Consider the following 18,719-nt stretch of genomic DNA (forward strand, 5'->3'; position numbering starts at 1 on the left):
CAAAGAACGAACCTTTTGGGTTCGTTTTTTGTTTATAGTAATTTTCCGTTGAGGATGACACTTTCAATGAGATTACTTCCAAATTCGTAAGGGAGTTGATAATAAGAGACCAAAGGCTTGGTGATGATGAGGTTTGCTATTTTTCCTTTGGTGATACTTCCGTGGCTATCACTGATTCCCATGGCATAAGCACCATTTATCGTCGCCGCATTGATGGCTTCTTCTGGAGTCATTTTCATTTTTATGCAAGCGGTAGCTACCACAAAATTCATATTTCCGGAAGGAGTAGTCCCTGGGTTAAAATCGGAAGCCAAGGCTAGAGGTAAGCCAGCGTTCATCATTTTTCGAGCCGGAGTATACGGAATACTGATAAAGTAAGAACAACTCGGTAAGGCAACCGGTATGGTTTTACTTCCTTTTAGCGCTTCAATATCTTCATCGGTGACAATCTCTAAATGGTCGACCGATAAAGCATTATGGGCTACACAAGCTTTAATTCCGTTGATGGCGGTAAACTGATTGACATGGATTTTGGGCACTAACCCGTATTTTTTACCGGCTTCCATAATACGCTCGGTTTCTTCAACAGAAAAATACCCGGTTTCTAAGAAAGCATCGATGTAATCGGCAAGATGTTCTGCCGCAATTTTCGGTAGCATTTCATTGACAATCAAATCGATGTAACCGGTATGATTTTCTTTAAATTCACTAGGAAAAGCGTGGGCTCCCAAAAAGGTCGCTTTAATTTTTGCCGGATACTCTTTAGCTAGTCGTTGAATTACTCGTAGCATTTTAATTTCACCTTCGACAGTTAAACCGTAACCGGATTTAATTTCTACAGCACCGGTGCCCTGGCGCATGATTTCTTCCAATCGAACTTTCGATTCTTGGTAGATTTCCTCTTCACTGGTTTCGTTTAATTTTTTCGCTGAATTTAATATACCGCCGCCTCGATTGGCAATTTCTTCATAACTCAGGCCATTAATGCGGTCTACGAATTCACGGATTCGGTTTCCGGCATACACGATATGCGTATGGCTATCACACCACGCCGGTAACACTACTTTTCCAGAAGCATCAATAGTCTCATCTACTTCCAATGTTGGACAGTCTTCCATAGCGCCAAAATCGGCAATACGGTCGTCTTCAATTAAGAGGTAGGCCTGATCTATTTTGGGTAATATTCCCATTTCTTTTCCTGCTACCCATTTTATAGGTTCTGTCCTTGTTTGAAGTAATTCTTTTATGTTTTTAATGAGAATTTTCATGGTATTTAAATTTATGTAAAAATACTATAATGCTGCGTTTTTAGTATTTAAAGCAAGAATTAAATTCATTATCATTAAAAAAAATGCTTTTTAAATTGTTGATTTTGAATATAATTGCTTAAATTTGAGAGGATTACTGTTTTTATGTTATTATTGAATTGACGCTGTTGTGTTGATTAGCACACACTTTGATTTTCATTTTATTTAAAGTAAAGTTAGTTATTTTAATTCGGGAAAGCTGTTAGGATTTATTCTGGCAGCTTTTTTTTTAACTTCTATTTTTGTAATATTACTACTAAATTCTTTGGGAGTGCGAAAAATTAAATACAAAAAAGGCAGGAAAGTAGTGCCTACTGTTCTTGAATATACTGGAATTCACAAGGAGGTTCCAACCGATATGCAGTTGTTTGTTTATGACACACATGATTTAATGGAATGTTCTGATGTGCGTTTCAAACATATAGCCCATCAGTTTGATATGAATAAGACCAATTGGCTGAACGTACACGGATTGAATGATGTAGAAGAGATTCAGGAGATTGGCAATTATTTGAAGGTGGATCATTTTATGTTGGGGGATATTCTTAACACGACCAAACGTACTAAGATTGACGAATATCACGACGTCCTTTTTTTTAATATTAAATCGTTGTTACCCGCTAAAGATTCCGACAATATCAATGTAGAGCAAGTAAGTTTTCTTTTAAAAGACCGATTGGTGACTTCGTTTCAGGAAAAAAGAAGCGATTTCTTTGCGCACTTGAGGGAACGTATCAGATCGCATTCCGGTATTGTAAGGGATAAAGGACCCGATTATTTGTTGTACTTGTTGTTGGATGCAGTTATGGAAAATTTCTACATTACCATAGAAGCCGAGGAGGATAAGGTAGAAGAATTGATTAACGAAACCAAAAAGAGCACCCAACTGTCCATTTTAGAGCAAATCGAAAAACATCGCGATAATTTTCATTTTCTCAAACGGGCTATTATACCGCTAAGGGATTCGTTACATACGATAAAAATGACCAAAGAGGATAATGTTTTTAATGTTATTGAAAAGGAGAATTACAGTTTTTACGAGCGTTTGTATCAAAAAAGTTTAGAGTTATTAGAACAAATTGAATACGATTTGGGGAATTTAGAAAGTGCTTCGTCTATCTTTTTTTCGATGCAGAATCATAAGATGAATGAAGTCATGAAAACACTCACGGTAGTATCGGTATTTTTTATGCCTTTGACCTTTATTGTGGGGGTTTATGGAATGAATTTCGACAACATGCCTGAATTGCATTGGAAATATGGTTATTTCATGGTCTTGGGCGGCATGTTTTTGTTATTTGTGATGATGGTGTATTATTTTAAATGGCGTAAATGGTATTAAGATGAAAAGTTTTGTTAGTAATATTTCCAATAGAGAGTTTGATATCCATGAAATGGTTTTGGGGGAAGATCTCCGAAAATCGATTTTAGAGTTTATTAAGAAAGAGCATCCGGATTTTAATGAGAACAGTAAAATGTCGCTCTCGGAACTGAATTTTTTCAGAGAGCAATATATTTCTGAATTTTTATCAAAAGAGGTATCCGAATTGAATGAACTCGAAAAAACGGTAGACAAAGCGCTGGGCGATAAACCCTCTTTGCTTTATGGTTTGGAGGAGAAAACACAAGATTACACTTTTGGGCAACGCGTGGCCGATAAGGTAGCTGAATTTGGCGGTAGTTGGACCTTTATCATTTCGTTTGTTGTTTTCTTGATCCTCTGGATTATTACCAATGTCTTTTTTTTACTGAACAAAGGGTTTGATCCGTTTCCTTTTATTTTACTGAATTTAATTCTATCGTGTATTGCGGCGTTACAGGCACCGGTAATTATGATGAGCCAAAACAGACAGGAGGAGAAAGACCGGGAACGCGCTAAGAATGATTATATGATTAATATCAAATCAGAATTAGAAATCAGAATGTTACATGAAAAAATAGACCATTTAATCATGCATCAGGAAGAAGCGTTAATCGAGTTGCAAAAAGTTCAGATCGATATGATGAATGATATTCTTAAGCATGTGAAGAAATAATGGTGTAAAAGTTTTGTTTCAATTACTTAAAATACTTAGCTTAAAAATTGTGTAACATAATAAATACCCATACATTTGTAATTGTATTCAAAATTCCGGAAAATATGTTTGAATTTCAACAGTACTTAGGTTTTCTTTTATTTTTAGCCATCCTTACTATGGGATTCTGGTTAATGATTTTCTTAATTAATTTCGTATTCTACTGGGTAGGAGGTTACTTATGGGAATCTTACAAAGAAAAGAGAGCTCAAAGACTTGCAGAACAAGAAGAAGAACAAGCTACAGTATAGTTTGGTTCTTTTCAGAAATAAAAAACCTCGACACAGTCGAGGTTTTTTTGTGGGTTGTTATCCCATGATGTCTCCATCGCCATTATTGTCATTTTGACGTGGTCTGAAGTCTTTATCAGTTTTCTTCTTGTTGAATCGGTACGTAAACGAAAAGGTAAAACTTCTTTTTCTGAATTGCATTTCACTATATGAATTCAAACCAGGTAATTGTATGTCCTGAATTCTTTTACGAGAATTGAATACGTCGTTAACATTGAATGAAAGCGTTCCCATATCCTTTAAGATATCTTTGCTAAATCCAAGATTGGCACTAGCAATTCCTTTAGAAGTTCCTTGCGCCGTTTTTTGAGGTGCAAAATACATTCCGTTGGTTTGCCATTCAATTTTATACGGTAAAGTTATTCTTGATGTCAAACGGCTAAACCAGCTTGTCGCTTTTCTATCGAAATTAATCGTTACCGGGTTGTTGTTCACATCCACATAGTTGAATTCTCCATCGGTTGTACTGTGGAAGAAATTAAAGTTTCCGTTTAATTTCCACCATTTTTTGAAGTTATAGTTCAAATTAAATTCAAAACCTATTTTGTCTTCTGTACTTAAGTTGAAAGGCTTGTTTACCACTACCGGTAAGCCGTCAATTTCATCTCCTCGTTTTCTTCGTACGATCTGGAATGAATCCGTAGTGTGATTTAAATACAGCGACGTATTAAAAGTAAGTTTGTCCCATTTTTTTAGGAAACCAATGTCAAAAGCATTCGTAAAGGCTGGATTAATTTCAGGGTTTCCTTCAAATAAGTTTACGTTACTAGTGTACGATGCAAACGGATTGATGAAACGATCTCTCGGACGAGTAATTCTTCGACTGTAGTTCACAGAAATATTGCTGTCTTCACTGAATTCATAGGTTAAGAAAGCACTAGGGAAGAAATTATCGTACTTTTTAGTCGTAAAATCATCTGTTTTCAAGAAGTTTACTTCTATATGCGAATACTCATAACGTAATCCCAATAAGAAAGAGAACTTGCTGATTTTAGAACCAAACTGAGTATAACCTGCCGTTACATTTTCTTTGTAATTTAAAGTATTGGTAAAATAGTCAATATCAGTGTATGGATCCGTAAAACTTCTTCTTTCTTGTACTTGATAGTCGGACGTAAAGTCTACATAGTTTCCTCTGAATCCAGCTTCAAATTGAGAGTTTTTCCCTAACGGAATTACATAATCTGCTTGGATTAAGTTACGGTTTTGTCTGTTGTTTCTTCTTGTTTTTTCAGAAGATACGTAAGCATTGGTTTCTACGATTCGTCCTTGAATATCAGTATTCTCGTCTTCATTTTCGGTACCAAAAGCTCCGTCGATGGTTAATTTATGACCGTCTTTTTTGAATTTCTTTACAAAGTTGGTAGTAAATTCAATGTTTTCATTATCGCCAAGTCCTCTGTTGAAGCGTTGTCTGGTATTGATGAAATCAAGATTGTTGTCATAATTATAATAAAATACATTATCATCGTTGTTGCCTTTATTGTTACGGTAGTTGAAGGCATTGGTCCACGAAGTATTTTTGTCTAACATTAATTCGATACCAAAATTGATATTAGCTCCTTTACCATAACGATCGCTGGTACGACGCTCTTCGGTGTAATTTCTCAAGCTTCCATCAGGATTTAAATTTTCCTGATTAATCAAAGTACTACCTGGGTTCAGTCTTTTGTTGTAACCCAAAGTGGTAAAGAAGTTAAACGCTTCTTGTTTTACGTTGATATTAGCCGAACCGCTAGTGTTTTCTGGAGTTCCCGCTGAAACGATGAAAGTTCCGTTAACCCCTTGATTTTTACCTTTTTTCAGTAGGATGTTAATAATTCCTCCGCCTCCTTCCGCATCGTAACGAGCTGAAGGGTTGGTTACTACTTCTACTTTATCGATAGCGTCAGCCGAGATTAATCGTAAAGCATCGTTAACACTAGCAGCGTTAGATGGTTTGCCGTCGATTAAGATGCGTACGTTTTCATTTCCTCGTAAAGCCACAGCACCTTCCGTACTCACTGAAATCGAAGGTAAGTTGTCTAAAACATCACTAACGGTACCACCACGAACAAGTACATCTTTTCCTACGGTGTACACTTTTTTGTCTAATTTAATGTCGACAGAAGTTCTTTCAGCACGAATCACTACTTCGTCGATCATTTTAGCATCATCTTCTAGGGCGATAGTGCCAAGAAAAGTGTCTGCCGAAATGTTTTTGTCTTTTATTTCATAGGTTTTAAAAGACATAAATTCGACTTTAATAGTGAATTTGCCCGGGCGAATGTCGATTTTGAATTCCCCTTTGGCATCCGTTACAGCCCCAGAAACAACTTGGTTTGTACCTGTAAGTACTGTTACCGTAGCATAATCTAAAGGAGCTGAAGTTGATTTTTCAACAACTTTTCCTGAAATAGTTACTCTTTTTCCTTCTTGTCTTGGCTGAGCCGATAACAAGGAAAAACAGAACAGGAATACTAGAAGTAAAGATTTTTCTATTAATTTCATGTTTTTAGTTTTACAAAAGCAAAAATAAGAGTCATGAAATTTTATTTTCCCAAAGTAATGTTAAATGAGAAAAATTACAGAATTTCTTTAATTTTTTCAGTGGGTCTGCCAATTACCGCTTTGGATCCATTCACGATAATAGGTCTTTCGATGAGTTTCGGATTCTGAATCATGGCTTCAATTAATTCGTCTTCGGATAAGTCTTTTCCTTTGTATTGTTCTATCCAAATGGCTTCTTTTTTTCGAATTAAATCTATAGCCGGAAGGTTTAATTTTCGAAGTAATTCTTGTAATTCTTCCTTAGTTGGAACATTGTCTAAATAGTTAATAATTTGAAAATCAACTTTAGCGTTTTCTAGAAAAGCGATGCCTTCTCTAGATTTAGAACAACGGGAATTATGGTATATGGTAATCATTTTTTTTTATTGGTTTGAAATGTTGTAATTTGTAACAAAAATAGGTCTTTTGCTACTTATTTTCATAATTTAAAATCACAGAAATGTATATCGAACAATTCAATACTTCCAAATTCAAATTTATTCTGTATTTGCCATTTCCGTTTTTGTTTTTAGGGATGATGTTGCTCAATTTTATGGCTATTAAGCTTTTAAATCTTGATGTGAATCAGATTATTCAGAACGAGATTGATAAAAATGGTGTTAATCGTTTCTTTATTGATACGATGTTGTCTTTTGTATTTGGACTAATCTTATTGTTTGTTTGGGTGAGATACGTTCAGAAAATAAGTCTAATCCGGTTTACAACTTCTAGAAGCAAGGTTGATTGGAAGCGTATTTTCTTTGCCTTTTCCATTTGGGGAGGCTTCCAAATCATCGTTACTGCGTTAAGTTATTATAGCTCTCCAGAGAATTATGTATGGAATTTTGATGCGTCTAAATTCTTCGTTTTTTTACTCATCGCTGTGATTCTCATTCCTTTTCAAACTAGTTTCGAAGAATATTTATTCCGCGGGCATTTGTTGCAAGGTTTAGGTGTTTTGACTAAAAACAGATGGTTTCCATTGTTGTTTACCTCCATTATTTTTGGTTTAATGCATTTAGCGAATCCTGAAGTGACCAAAATGGGGAATATTATTTTAGTGTATTACATAGGAACGGGTTTCTTTTTGGGGATTATTACTTTAATGGATGAAGGACTTGAATTGGCGTTGGGTTTCCATTTGGCTAATAATTTGATTACCGCGTTGATGGTAACCGCTAATTGGACTGCTTTTCAAACGCACTCAGTTTTAAAAGATATTTCTAACCCGAGTATCGGATTTGAAATTCTTATGCCGGTTTTTGTGGTATTTCCATTGCTATTGCTGGTTTTTTCATATAAATATGGTTGGAGTAATTGGAAAGAAAAATTAACCGGAAAGGTAACTAAAGTGAATGCTAATCCTTATATAGAGTAATATGAGTCTTCCAGCGTATTCCATTGTTCATGATCAGTTTAAGTTTAATGGAGTTCATTTTTCTAAAGAAGAACTCTGTGCTATTGCTGAAGGTTATCTTAATCAAGAAGAAGAGTATCTAAAGGATGCCGGTCATTTTATCTTGCAATGGTTTGATGAAAACGATTTTGTGAATGTGCAAACTTCTGGAACTACAGGAACGCCAAAACTCATTGCTATCAAGAAACAAGCTATGATGTATTCGGCTTTGGCTACGGGTGAATTTTTTACGTTAGCTCCTGGAGATAAAGCCTTGTGTTGTCTTCCGGTGAAATATATTGCTGGAAAAATGATGTTGGTTCGTGCTTTTATTCTAGGTTTAGCAATCGATTTAGTAGCACCTCAATCAAACCCGATGGAAGGCAATAGTACGATTTACGATTTTGTAGCGATGGTTCCTTTGCAGGTAGAAAAATCGATGCAGCAGTTACATCAAATCAAAAAAATAATTATTGGAGGCGCTAAAGTGAATGCTGAGTTAGCGGCACAACTTCAATCTACCATGACAGCGGTTTATGAAACCTACAGTATGACTGAAACGGTTACCCATATTGCGGCAAAAAGAGTAGGGGAGAAAACGTTTAAACTTTTACCTAATGTTACTATTTCAACGGATGCTCGTCATTGTTTGGTCATTGCTGCTCCTTTATTAAATCCCGAACTCATCGTCACAAATGATGTAGTTACTTTACTTTCGGATACCGAATTTATCTGGGAAGGAAGAATTGATAATGTGATTAATAGTGGAGGGATTAAATTATTTCCAGAACAAATAGAAGAGCAACTTTCGGGAAAACTTTCCGGTCGCTTTTTTGTGGGAGCAATAGCGGATCCAATTCTCGGCGAGAAATTAGTGTTAGTCATAGAAGGAGCGCCTTACGAATTGGATTCAACTGTTTTCGATTCGCTTTCCAAATACGAGAAACCCAAAGCAATGTATTTCATTCCGTCTTTTTTAGAAACCGAAACAGGTAAAATCAAACGAAAAGAAATATTGAAGACCTTAAACTAAAAAGAGCAATTGATTAATTGCTCTTTTTAGTTTTTTTAGTCAGCCTCTGGTGTTACTATGGTTGATGAGGATTTGTGTTCTTTGTGGGCTAGTGTAAAATTGATTCCGCAAAACAAAAAATGGGTATTGGTGTTTTTGGTGGCACTCAAATCTCTTTGCCATAAGTAACCCACAGTCACTCCCATTGAGTTGCTTGCTTGATAACCGATACCTCCAAAAAGTCGATTTCTACTGAATGTTGGTGCATCACTGGAAAAAAACACTTCATCATAAGTGTTTACAAATAAGGTTTTAGCTTGAATCGTTTCATTGTTTAAAGGTACAATTAAACTGAGACGGTATCTGTAGCGTTCTGCATTCGTGTTGCTATCGGTTATCGGATCATGAAAAAACCTTTTTTCTGTTCTAAAGCGTTGTTCAATTCTTACTCTAGAGATAAACTCAGAATACGCATATTGTAACCAAACACGAAATTCTTCTCTAGTTTTTTTGCTGTCGGTATAAGTGTTGTAAGACCCTAGACCTGCAAATAACTGATGTTTCTTATTAAAATTATAACCTCCTCCGGCTTTTATTTCGTAGTAGTCGATTTTAGAAAAATCGGCAATCGATCGTGCTTGTGTTTCCCCATACACATACCATTTCGGGTTAAATCGGTAGCTTACAGATAAAGTCGAGAAACCTGACAGGTGCTCTTTTTTTTGTGCAAAAAGCGTATTATGAGAGGTTAAAACTGCGATTAATAATAGTATAGGAGAAATGTTTCTCATGTTATATAATGAATGTTTACAGAACGTAAAGTACGTTTTAAATGTTTGTTATTTTTCTAAAGCAAATTTAAAAAAAAAGAGACTAAGTATTTAGTCTCTTCCTTATAGTTTATGCTATTTTAAAGAAAAATTTTCAAGAAATAGTATAGTAGTGCTGCTAAAAGGGCAGATACGGGAATGGTTAAAATCCAAGCCCATAATAAATTAATAGTAACTCCCCATCGTACAGCAGACACACGTTTCGTTACTCCAACACCAATGATTGAACCTGTAATGGTGTGTGTAGTAGATACAGGGATTTTAAAGTGTTCTGTGATAAATAAGGTTAAAGCTCCAGCAGATTCTGCAACTACTCCTTCAAAAGCAGTTACTTTAGTAATTTTAGATCCCATGGTTTTTACAATTTTCCAACCACCACTCAAAGTTCCTAAAGCAATCACACTGTAACACGTTAAAGGAATCCATTCCGGCATTTTAGCTTCAATTCCTTTGTCCGGATTTGGTAAAACAACTTGAAGCCATTCTGGCATAGCCATTACATCCACACCATTTGTATTGATATAAACGGCTACAGCTGCTGCAATAATTCCCATTACTTTTTGAGAATCATTACCTCCATGACCTAAACTGAAAGCGGCAGAGGATAACAATTGGGTTTTTTTCAGAATTTTTTCTGCTTTTCCAGCGGAGAAACTACTAAATAGTAAACAGATTGTACTTAAACTGAAGATGATAAAGCCCACCAAAAGCCATTTGATGTTTTCTGGCTCTCCCATAACACTCCAAAATTGAGACTCGAATCTTGGTTTTTTAATTTCGTGGTACGGTTTCATTACGTAATAAAGAAACCCAACAGTAGCAGCCATAAAACTCAAAGTAAAAAGTTTCGGATAGATACTTTTTTTAGCAGAATACATGAACCACAAAGATACCAAGTAAGAAATTAGCATACCTACAAGAGGTGCTAAGGCTATAAAAGCAATAACAACCAATACACCTGAAGGTAATAATTCTCCTTCTTTCGCTGCTTTAAACCAGTTTACGATAGCCAATCCGGCATGTTCTGGATCAGCAACTTTTCCAGAAAAACCATGGGCTAAGGCTGCTCCGGCAAATCCACCAATTAAAGTATGAGAAGAAGAGGAAGGTATTCCTTTCCACCAAGTAAATAAGTTCCAAGCAATAGCCGCTAAGATTCCGGCTAGAATTACTACTAAATCGATGTTGGCGGTACTGGCCGTTTTAGCCACGGTATCCGCAACCCCAAATCCAAAAACCCAATACGCTAAAAAGTTAAAAAACGCTGCCCAAAGCACTGCTTGGAAAGGAGTTAAAACTTTTGTTGCTACAATGGTGGCAATGGAATTGGCCGCATCGTGAAAGCCATTAATATAGTCAAATAATAAGGCTAAAAGGATTATGATGATAAGTAAAGTCATACGTTTATGATCGAAAAATCGACATTAAGAATGTTTAACAGAAATTTGTTCAATTACGTTAGAAACGTCTTTACATCTGTCTGATGCCATTTCCAAAGCAGATAAAACTTCTTTGTATTTGATTACTTTAATAGCATCCGATTCATTTTCGAAAATATCAGCTACCGCTCTATCAAAAACCACATCTCCTTTGCTTTCCAATTTGTTGATTTTTTTACAAATCGCTTTAATAGAAGCATGATTGTTTAAGTCTTGTAAATCTTTCACTGCAGTGTGGATTAATTGACAAGCCTCAAGATTGATTTCTGTTAACTTTCTAATTGATTTAGTAATTTTTTCAATTTGATACAAACGCATTCTGCTAGCCGCTCCGTGCATGTTATCAGCCACATTGTTAATCGCTTTGATCAAGGCATTGATGTCTTCTCTATCGAAAGGAGTTATGAAGTTTTTGCTCAATTCTAATTGAGTTTTATGCGTAATTCCTTCTATCTTGTTCTCTAATTCTTCAATTTTTTTCAAATAACTTTCCCTTTCTTCTTTAGGAACGTTCACCGCTTCATGCAATACTTCAGCTAATGTTACTAATGAACTACTAGCTTGCTCAAATAATGGGAAAAATTTAGTGTCTTTTGGGACTAAAAATTGAAAGATACTGTTAAGGTTCATGATTTCTAATTTTATTGGTGCGAAAGTACGTTGGTTGTGTTAAGAAATGATTAAATTAATATAAAACTCGTATTAACAATTTCGTTACATTTTCTTAATACAAGATCCTACGGTTTGATATGGTTTTTGTATTTTAGCATCTCAAATTTACGAAAATAATTAACACAACACTATGGAATTAAACTTCAATAAAAACGAAGATCATAACAAACTTTTACTTTCAGAATTAAGACAACGATTAGCCAAAGTGAAATTGGGCGGAGGCGAAAAAAGAATAGAAAAATTGCATGCCGAAGGCAAGATGACCGCCAGAGAGCGCATTGATTATTTGTTGGATAAAAATGAAAAATCAATTGAAATTGGCGCTTTTGTAGGTGATGGAATGTACCAAGAACACGGCGGTTGTCCGAGCGGTGGGGTAGTAGTGAAAATAGGATACATCCAAGGAAAACAATGTATCGTAGTAGCCAATGATGCTACGGTTAAAGCCGGTGCTTGGTTTCCGATTACCGCTAAAAAGAATCTACGCGCTCAGGAAATAGCCATGGAAAACCGTTTGCCTATTATCTATTTAGTGGATTCTGCGGGTGTTTATTTACCACTACAAGATGAAATTTTTCCAGATAAAGAACATTTTGGACGTATTTTTAGAAACAATGCGTTGATGAGCAGTATGGGAATCACCCAAATTGCTGCTGTAATGGGAAGTTGTGTAGCCGGTGGGGCTTATTTACCTATTATGAGTGACGAAGCTTTGATTGTAGACAAAACTGGAAGTATTTTCCTAGCAGGGAGTTATTTGGTAAAAGCCGCTATTGGCGAAACTATCGATAATGAAACTTTAGGAGGTGCTACGACTCATTGTGAGATTTCGGGGGTAACCGATTTTAAAGCGAAAGACGATGCTGCTGCTTTAGACAGAATTAAGAGTATTGTTGGTAAAATGGGCGATTTTGAGAAAGCAGGGTATAACCGCGTGAAACCGCAAAAACCCGCTTTAAATCCGGAAGATATTTATGGTATTTTACCTAAATCCCGTGCGGAACAATACGATATGATGGACATCATCAAACGTTTGGTAGATAATTCAGAGTTTGACGAATATAAAGAAGGCTACGGACAAACCATTATTACAGGTTATGCCCGTATAGACGGTTGGGCTGTAGGAATTGTTGCCAATCAGCGTAAGATTGTTAAAACTACCGGATCGAAAACGAAACCTAGCGAAATGCAGTTTGGTGGCGTTATTTATTCGGATTCTGCCGATAAAGCAACGCGTTTTATAGCCAATTGTAACCAAAAGAAAATTCCTTTGGTATTCATGCACGATGTCACCGGATTTATGGTAGGTAGTAAATCGGAGCACGGAGGAATTATTAAAGATGGTGCTAAGATGGTGAATGCTGTATCGAATTCGGTGGTGCCGAAATTTACCATCATTGTAGGAAATTCTTATGGTGCCGGAAATTATGCGATGTGCGGTAAGGCGTATGATCCTAGATTAATATTTGCTTGGCCAAGTGCTGAGTTGGCAGTAATGGGAGGGGCACAAGCGGCTAAAGTATTATTACAAATTGAAGCCGCTTCTTTGAAAGCCAAAGGAGAAGAAATTACTCCCGAAAAAGAAGAAGAATTATTCAACAAAATTAAGTCCCGTTACGATCAGCAAGTTTCGCCTTATTATGCTGCTTCTCGTTTGTGGACTGATGCTATTATCGATCCTCTTGAGACTAGAACATGGATTTCCATGGGTATTGAAGCCGCTAATCATGCACCGATTGAAAAGCCTTTTAACCTAGGAGTAATTCAAGTGTAATGAACTAAGTAGAAACAAATATAATTTCAGTTTTTTAGATTGCAATGATCATTAAACTTTCCTTAAAATAAATTAAAAATCAAAATCTACCATTATCTTTATATGGTAGATTTTTTATTATCCCTTTATGAAAAAAGTAGTATCAACTTTGCTTTTGGTAAGCAGTTTTCAATTGGTTTTTGCACAGCTCACCGTGGCCAAAGAAACTTTTACCCGTCGCGATTCCTTACAAGGAGGATTACGCCCAGAACGAACTTCCTTTGATGTGCAACGCTATGATTTGAATATCATGATTAACCCCGAAGAAAAGTCGATCGTAGGGTATAACGACATTGCATTTAAAGTAGTGACTCCAACTGCTAAAATTCAGGTCGATTTGTTCGAAAACTTACAAGTAGACAGTATTGTCTATAATCACAAAAAATTAGCGTTTCAACGTGAATATCTAGCCACTTTTATCGCCTTTCCGGAAAAATTAAATCCAGGAACGGAACACAGCATTCGTTTTTATTATTCAGGTAAACCGGTTATCGCTAAAAAAGCACCATGGGATGGCGGTTTTGTATTCAGTAAGGATACTGCCGGAAAACATTGGATAGCCGTAGCTTGTCAAGGTTTTGGTGCCAGTTCTTGGTTTCCAGTGAAAGATACACAAAGTGATGAACCTGATTTTGGTACTTCCGTTCGCGTAGCAGTCCCTAATGGGTTAATGAATGTTTCAAATGGAAGATTTTTAGGGAGTAAAGACCTGAACAATGGGTATACGCGCTGGGATTGGGAAGTTAAAAATCCTATCAATACTTATGATATTACTATTAATGTAGCCGATTATGTGCACATTCATGACAACCACAAAGGCTTGGATCTAGATTATTATGTGTTACGCGCTAACGAAGAAAAAGCTCGTAAGCATTTTGAAGAAGTGAAACCCATGATGGATTGTTTCCAGTCTAAATTTGGAACGTATCCTTTCGCGGAAGATGGTTACAAATTGGTGGAGACTCCGTATTTGGGGATGGAACACCAGAGTGCAGTGGCCTACGGGAATCGTTATTTGAAAGGGTATTTAGGTAACGACTTGTCTCATACCGGCGTTGGACTACTATTCGATTTTATTACGATTCACGAATCAGGACATGAATGGTTTGGTAATAGTATTACGTCTAAGGATATAGCCGATATGTGGATACATGAAGGGTTTACACAATATTCTGAAATTGTCTTCGTAGAATGTCAGTTTGGTTATGAAAAAGCGATGCAATATGCCAACGGTCTTCAACAAAATGTAAGAGGCGATAGTCCTATTATTGGACACTATGGAGTTAACAAAGAAGGAAGTGGCGACATGTACCCGAAAGGAGCTTTATTACTAAATACGCTTCGTCATATTGTGGCCGATGATGCTAAATGGTGGAGTATGTTGTTGAAATATTCTGAAACCTTTAAAAAACAAATCATAACCCATCAAGACGTAGTTGACTTCTTTAACAAGGAATCGGGAATGGAGTTGACCCCTATTTTTAACCAGTATTTGCGTTATACCGAAATTCCAAAATTAGAATTCCGAAAAGATAAAAAAGGGGTAGCGTACCGTTGGGTGACTAACGAGAAGAACTTTAGCATGCCTGTAGATGTTATGATTAAAGGAAAAAAAGTAAGATTGAACGGTACAAACGACTGGAAAACAGTAAATTCGAAAGTGAAATCACCTCAAGAAATTCAACCTATTAAAGAGCATTTTTATATCCGTTATTAGTTTTTCAACGGTAATCGTGTTGCTTCGGAAAAGGTTGTAATACGCAGTATTAAAAAAGGAGTTCGGTATTTGTATGGAACTCCTTTTTTGGTATTAGAAAGATTGAAAAGTCGCTTTTTTCCAAAAATAGCAGTAGGCGTTAGGAACGGTGGTTTCGTTTAACAAACAGCCAGGTTCTAGTTCCGGAAAAGTTTCCGCGTAAGTTTCTATTTTATTTCGTTCTACTCGGGTACTAATCACATCGCGTGTCACTCCATTCGGGTGATGAATTCCAGCCGAAGCCATTAATTCCATCGCGCTTTTAACGGTCTCTTGTTGGAATCGGGCTACACGAATACTTTTTTCTTCAGGAACCAATCCTTTCGTGAGTTTAGGATCTTGAGTCGCTACTCCGGTAGGACAGGTGTTGGTGTGACATTCTAATGCTTGTATACATCCTAAGGCAAACATCATTCCACGGGCCGAGTTGCACAAATCGGCACCAATAGATAAGCAACGAATAATATCGAAACCAGAGACCACTTTACCGCTGGCAATAATTTTAATCTCGTCTTTAATTCCAAAACCATTCAAGCAGTCATATACAAAGGCTAAAGCATCTCGTAACGGCATTCCTACATGATCGGCATATTCAGGAGGTGCAGCGCCAGTACCTCCTTCGCCACCATCCACGGTAATAAAATCAAGGTAGGTTTGTGTGGTGACCATCGCTTTACAAATTGCAATAAACTCCGATTTGTTTCCGATACAAATTTTAATTCCGATAGGTTTTCCTCCCGAATGTTTTCGAAGCAGTTTTACAAACTCCATGAGTTCTAGAGGCGTGGTAAAGGCCGAATGTTTCGGAGGTGATACAATGTCGTTGTCTTTTTGAACCAAACGAATTGCTGCAATTTCGTCAGTCACTTTTTCTTTCGGTAAAATCCCTCCGTGTCCAGGTTTAGCTCCTTGGGAGAATTTAATTTCAATCATTTTTACATTTTCAAGAGTCGCTCTTTTTTTGAATTCTTCCAAGGAAAAATTACCTTCCGCGTCTCTGGTGCTGAAATAGCCGGTACCAATATTCCAAACCACATCTCCTCCGGGCTCCAGGTGATAAGGAGATAATCCGCCTTCCCCCGTATTGTGGTAAAAACCACCTTGTTTGGCTCCGGCATTTAAGGCTAAAATGGCATTTTTACTCAAAGAACCATAACTCATCGCACTAATATTGAATAGGCTTGCCTCATAGGGGCGCGCACATTGGGAAGATCCAATGGTCACTTTTGGCGTTTCATTCACTTCATGAAACGGAATGGCTTTTACGCTATGATTGATCCATTCGTAGCCAACTTCGTAAACGTTAAGTTGTGTTCCGAAAGGCTGCGTAGAAGTTTCTTTCTTACTTCTTTGGTACACCAAACTGCGTTGTAAACGATTAAACGGCTTACCTTCGGTATCGGTTTCAATGAAATACTGACGCATTTCTGGTCCGATAGATTCCAACAAGTAACGCATTCTTCCCAACAAAGGAAAATTTCGTTTGATGGTTTGTTTGGACTGGTACATGTCGTAGAGTCCCATGAGAATTAAAGGAAAGAAAATCAGTAATAAAAAACTGAACTTCCAATTCACGAAAATTAAAATGGCCAATAGTGATAAAATGGTAATGCTAAAAACAATAAATGCTTTCCTCATGATAGTTGATTAGTTTGTGATTTTGGGTTAAAGTAATAAAAATATTTTATTCTTTAAAGGAATACAACTAAATTAGTGGACGTATAGTTTTTTTATTTTTGAAGATGAAACATTTTTATTTAATAGTATTTTTATTGGTAGCAGTCACTGGCTGTAAAACGATTCAAGAGTCGCCCAAGGAGTCCCACTTTGCTATTGCTATTCATGGGGGAGCCGGTACCATTCTGAAACAAAATATGACTCCGGAATTGGAAGCCGAATATAGAGAAACACTAAAAAAAGCGGTTCAAACGGGGTATGCTATTCTCAAACAAGGAGGAACAAGTTTAGAGGCGGTCCAAAAAACAATCATGGTTTTGGAAGATTCTCCACTTTTTAATGCTGGCAAGGGTGCGGTTTTTACCAGTGAAGGAAAAAACGAGTTGGATGCTGCTATAATGGATGGAAAAACCTTAAAAGCGGGATCTGTGGCTGGGGTGACTACCGTGAAAAATCCCATTTTGTTAGCCAATGCGGTTATGACCCAATCGCCTCACGTGATGTTAACCCAAAAAGGAGCGGAAGAGTTTGCTAAGTTGCAGGGATTAGAACTAGTGGATCCTTCGTATTTTTATACTGAAAAAGCTTTTAAAGCCTTAGAAAGAGCTAAAAAAGCAGAACAAGAAAAAGACAGTAAGTTTGGAACGGTAGGCTGTGTGGCTTTGGATCAATACGGAAATTTAGCCGCAGGAACTTCTACCGGAGGAATGACCAATAAACGTTGGAATAGAGTAGGTGATGCACCAATTATAGGAGCAGGAACCTATGCCAATAATAATTCATGTGCGGTTTCAGCAACGGGTTGGGGTGAGTTTTTTATCCGATCGGTGGTGGGACATGATATCTCTGCTTTATTGGAATATAAGAAAATGAAATTACAACAAGCCACTCAAACGGTCATGAACAAAGTACAAAATTTAGGAGGCGATGGAGGAGTGATTGCTATCGACAAGAAAGGAAATATTTCTTTCGAGTTTAATACCCCGGGAATGTATAGAGCTTCTATTGATAAAGAGGGCAAGGTATACGTAGGGATTTATAAAGGCGAATAATTGGGATACATTTTCTATTTATTATAACGCATAAAAAAACACCCCAAAAATAAAGTGTTTTTGGGGTGTTTTTTTGTTATAATGCAGCAGGCACATTGGCCCAATTGATTCCTCTTTTAATTCGAAGGAGTTGGGTTTCGGTTACATTGTAACGCTTGGCTAATTTGCTAAGAGGGACATTTTCATTCATTCGTTTTTTAAGAATCATTACTTCCTTAACAGTTAGTTTGGCTCTTGTAATTCTACCCGGATATACTGCCACCGCTTTGGCTTTAATCACAAAAGGGCTATTTTTTTGGTGAGCCACATTTTCCTCACGGGTCATCCATTTTAGGTTAGAATGATGGTTGTTGAGTTTGTCAAAATCTAAATGTGCTACTAAATTGTGTTCTGGTGATTCTTTTTCAAGAAATGCTGTTGCCACAAATCGATGGGTGAGCCCGCTGAACGTTTTCTTTCTTTTGGCTTCTAATTTTCTGAATTTTTGTTGGTATTTACTCCAAACAATTTCCAGTTCTTCTTTTTTGGCTTCTAATTCTTTTAAGAGCCTCAAAAATTCTTCTTCATTGTCTTTGCATTGTTTTAACAGCGAACGAAGGTCTCGAATTTCTTGCTTCAAACCTTCAATTTGAGCCCTTGTTTCATCAACGTAGGCCTGGTTTTTTGGACTATGAGGGGTGTGAACCGTAATATTGAAAGACGGATATCCTTCGGTGGTATTCTGACTGACAAGATTTTCTTCATTGGTTTGAAGATTCAGCTTTTTTATCTTGCCATGATTGGAAACAAACAGTCTGAATTTTTCTTTGAAAGGGGATTTTAATTCAATCTCACTCCAAATTTCTTTGTCAAAATATCTTTTCAAATGCAT

The 18,719-nt window shown here is 36.7% G+C and carries 16 protein-coding genes; 8 read left to right on the forward strand and 8 right to left on the reverse strand.

Features of this window, described 5'->3' with window-relative positions; all coding sequences use genetic code 11:
• Window positions 1–32: 32 nt before the first annotated feature.
• Window positions 33–1,268: an imidazolonepropionase gene (gene hutI / locus NAT50_RS10040; protein WP_250593148.1), complete on the reverse strand. Its 1,236-nt coding sequence runs from the start codon at window positions 1,266–1,268 to the stop codon at window positions 33–35.
• Window positions 1,269–1,578: 310 nt separating this feature from the next.
• Here hutI and corA point away from each other — a divergent pair, with 310 nt between their 5' ends.
• From corA to NAT50_RS10055, 3 genes are all read left to right on the forward strand, one after another.
• Window positions 1,579–2,649, forward strand: coding sequence for a magnesium/cobalt transporter CorA (gene corA / locus NAT50_RS10045; protein WP_250593149.1), 1,071 nt, complete (start codon window positions 1,579–1,581; stop codon window positions 2,647–2,649).
• Between the two features lies 1 nt (window position 2,650).
• A complete protein-coding gene (locus tag NAT50_RS10050) occupies window positions 2,651–3,343 on the forward strand; it encodes a DUF1003 domain-containing protein (protein ID WP_250593150.1) in 693 nt (230 codons plus the stop codon).
• 104 nt (window positions 3,344–3,447) lie between these two features.
• The gene (locus NAT50_RS10055) at window positions 3,448–3,633 is read left to right on the forward strand and encodes a hypothetical protein (RefSeq protein ID WP_250593151.1); all 186 of its coding nucleotides are present in this window, start codon (window positions 3,448–3,450) and stop codon (window positions 3,631–3,633) included.
• 57 nt (window positions 3,634–3,690) lie between these two features.
• Here NAT50_RS10055 and NAT50_RS10060 read toward each other — a convergent pair whose 3' ends face one another.
• Together NAT50_RS10060 and arsC are read right to left on the reverse strand one after the other, a co-directional pair.
• Window positions 3,691–6,162 carry a TonB-dependent receptor domain-containing protein gene (locus tag NAT50_RS10060; RefSeq protein ID WP_250593152.1) on the reverse strand — a complete coding sequence of 824 codons (2,472 nt, stop codon included), beginning with the start codon at window positions 6,160–6,162 and terminating at the stop codon, window positions 3,691–3,693.
• Between the two features lie 74 nt (window positions 6,163–6,236).
• Complete coding sequence (gene arsC, locus NAT50_RS10065) at window positions 6,237–6,578, reverse strand: arsenate reductase (glutaredoxin) (RefSeq protein WP_250593153.1); 342 nt, start codon at window positions 6,576–6,578, stop codon at window positions 6,237–6,239.
• An 83-nt stretch (window positions 6,579–6,661) separates the two neighbouring features.
• Between arsC and NAT50_RS10070 the strand changes: the two genes are divergently transcribed.
• Window positions 6,662–7,579 carry a CPBP family intramembrane glutamic endopeptidase gene (locus NAT50_RS10070; RefSeq protein ID WP_250593154.1) on the forward strand — a complete coding sequence of 306 codons (918 nt, stop codon included), beginning with the start codon at window positions 6,662–6,664 and terminating at the stop codon, window positions 7,577–7,579.
• Window position 7,580: 1 nt separating this feature from the next.
• Window positions 7,581–8,630 (forward strand): AMP-binding protein, encoded by a 1,050-nt coding sequence (locus tag NAT50_RS10075; protein WP_250593155.1) that lies wholly within the window; start codon window positions 7,581–7,583, stop codon window positions 8,628–8,630.
• Window positions 8,631–8,665: 35 nt separating this feature from the next.
• Here NAT50_RS10075 and NAT50_RS10080 read toward each other — a convergent pair whose 3' ends face one another.
• From NAT50_RS10080 to NAT50_RS10090, 3 genes are all read right to left on the reverse strand, one after another.
• Complete coding sequence (locus NAT50_RS10080; RefSeq protein WP_250593156.1) at window positions 8,666–9,400, reverse strand: DUF2490 domain-containing protein; 735 nt, start codon at window positions 9,398–9,400, stop codon at window positions 8,666–8,668.
• A 119-nt stretch (window positions 9,401–9,519) separates the two neighbouring features.
• The gene (locus tag NAT50_RS10085; protein WP_250593157.1) at window positions 9,520–10,839 is read right to left on the reverse strand and encodes an inorganic phosphate transporter; all 1,320 of its coding nucleotides are present in this window, start codon (window positions 10,837–10,839) and stop codon (window positions 9,520–9,522) included.
• A gap of 24 nt (window positions 10,840–10,863) precedes the next feature.
• Window positions 10,864–11,508, reverse strand: a complete 645-nt coding sequence (locus tag NAT50_RS10090; RefSeq protein ID WP_250593158.1) for a DUF47 domain-containing protein — start codon at window positions 11,506–11,508, stop codon at window positions 10,864–10,866.
• A gap of 172 nt (window positions 11,509–11,680) precedes the next feature.
• Between NAT50_RS10090 and NAT50_RS10095 the strand changes: the two genes are divergently transcribed.
• Together NAT50_RS10095 and NAT50_RS10100 are read left to right on the forward strand one after the other, a co-directional pair.
• Entirely contained in the window at window positions 11,681–13,324 is a 1,644-nt protein-coding gene (locus tag NAT50_RS10095; RefSeq protein ID WP_250593159.1) for an acyl-CoA carboxylase subunit beta, read from the forward strand.
• Between the two features lie 127 nt (window positions 13,325–13,451).
• The gene (locus tag NAT50_RS10100; protein ID WP_250593160.1) at window positions 13,452–15,080 is read left to right on the forward strand and encodes a M1 family metallopeptidase; all 1,629 of its coding nucleotides are present in this window, start codon (window positions 13,452–13,454) and stop codon (window positions 15,078–15,080) included.
• A 93-nt stretch (window positions 15,081–15,173) separates the two neighbouring features.
• Here NAT50_RS10100 and NAT50_RS10105 read toward each other — a convergent pair whose 3' ends face one another.
• Window positions 15,174–16,757, reverse strand: coding sequence for an FMN-binding glutamate synthase family protein (locus tag NAT50_RS10105; RefSeq protein WP_250593161.1), 1,584 nt, complete (start codon window positions 16,755–16,757; stop codon window positions 15,174–15,176).
• 104 nt (window positions 16,758–16,861) lie between these two features.
• Here NAT50_RS10105 and NAT50_RS10110 point away from each other — a divergent pair, with 104 nt between their 5' ends.
• Window positions 16,862–17,848 carry an isoaspartyl peptidase/L-asparaginase family protein gene (locus NAT50_RS10110; RefSeq protein WP_250593162.1) on the forward strand — a complete coding sequence of 329 codons (987 nt, stop codon included), beginning with the start codon at window positions 16,862–16,864 and terminating at the stop codon, window positions 17,846–17,848.
• A 76-nt stretch (window positions 17,849–17,924) separates the two neighbouring features.
• Here the strand turns inward: NAT50_RS10110 and NAT50_RS10115 are convergent, their stop codons facing one another.
• On the reverse strand, window positions 17,925–18,719 hold the full coding sequence (locus NAT50_RS10115) for an HNH endonuclease (protein WP_250593163.1): 795 nt from the start codon (window positions 18,717–18,719) through the stop codon (window positions 17,925–17,927).

The sequence above is a fragment of the Flavobacterium luminosum genome, assembly GCF_023635005.1.
Taxonomy (GTDB): domain Bacteria; phylum Bacteroidota; class Bacteroidia; order Flavobacteriales; family Flavobacteriaceae; genus Flavobacterium; species Flavobacterium luminosum.

Excerpts from the sequence above, each read along its gene's own strand:
- hutI (WP_250593148.1), bottom strand. The coding sequence starts at position 1,268 with ATGAAAATTCTCATTAAAAACATAAAAGAATTACTTCAAACAAGGACA.
- NAT50_RS10050 (WP_250593150.1), top strand. The coding sequence starts at position 2,651 with ATGAAAAGTTTTGTTAGTAATATTTCCAATAGAGAGTTTGATATCCAT.
- NAT50_RS10055 (WP_250593151.1), top strand. The coding sequence starts at position 3,448 with ATGTTTGAATTTCAACAGTACTTAGGTTTTCTTTTATTTTTAGCCATC.
- NAT50_RS10060 (WP_250593152.1), bottom strand. The coding sequence starts at position 6,162 with ATGAAATTAATAGAAAAATCTTTACTTCTAGTATTCCTGTTCTGTTTT.
- arsC (WP_250593153.1), bottom strand. The coding sequence starts at position 6,578 with ATGATTACCATATACCATAATTCCCGTTGTTCTAAATCTAGAGAAGGC.
- NAT50_RS10070 (WP_250593154.1), top strand. The coding sequence starts at position 6,662 with ATGTATATCGAACAATTCAATACTTCCAAATTCAAATTTATTCTGTAT.
- NAT50_RS10075 (WP_250593155.1), top strand. The coding sequence starts at position 7,581 with ATGAGTCTTCCAGCGTATTCCATTGTTCATGATCAGTTTAAGTTTAAT.
- NAT50_RS10080 (WP_250593156.1), bottom strand. The coding sequence starts at position 9,400 with ATGAGAAACATTTCTCCTATACTATTATTAATCGCAGTTTTAACCTCT.
- NAT50_RS10085 (WP_250593157.1), bottom strand. The coding sequence starts at position 10,839 with ATGACTTTACTTATCATCATAATCCTTTTAGCCTTATTATTTGACTAT.
- NAT50_RS10090 (WP_250593158.1), bottom strand. The coding sequence starts at position 11,508 with ATGAACCTTAACAGTATCTTTCAATTTTTAGTCCCAAAAGACACTAAA.
- NAT50_RS10095 (WP_250593159.1), top strand. The coding sequence starts at position 11,681 with ATGGAATTAAACTTCAATAAAAACGAAGATCATAACAAACTTTTACTT.
- NAT50_RS10100 (WP_250593160.1), top strand. The coding sequence starts at position 13,452 with ATGAAAAAAGTAGTATCAACTTTGCTTTTGGTAAGCAGTTTTCAATTG.
- NAT50_RS10105 (WP_250593161.1), bottom strand. The coding sequence starts at position 16,757 with ATGAGGAAAGCATTTATTGTTTTTAGCATTACCATTTTATCACTATTG.
- NAT50_RS10110 (WP_250593162.1), top strand. The coding sequence starts at position 16,862 with ATGAAACATTTTTATTTAATAGTATTTTTATTGGTAGCAGTCACTGGC.
- NAT50_RS10115 (WP_250593163.1), bottom strand. The coding sequence starts at position 18,719 with ATGCATTTGAAAAGATATTTTGACAAAGAAATTTGGAGTGAGATTGAA.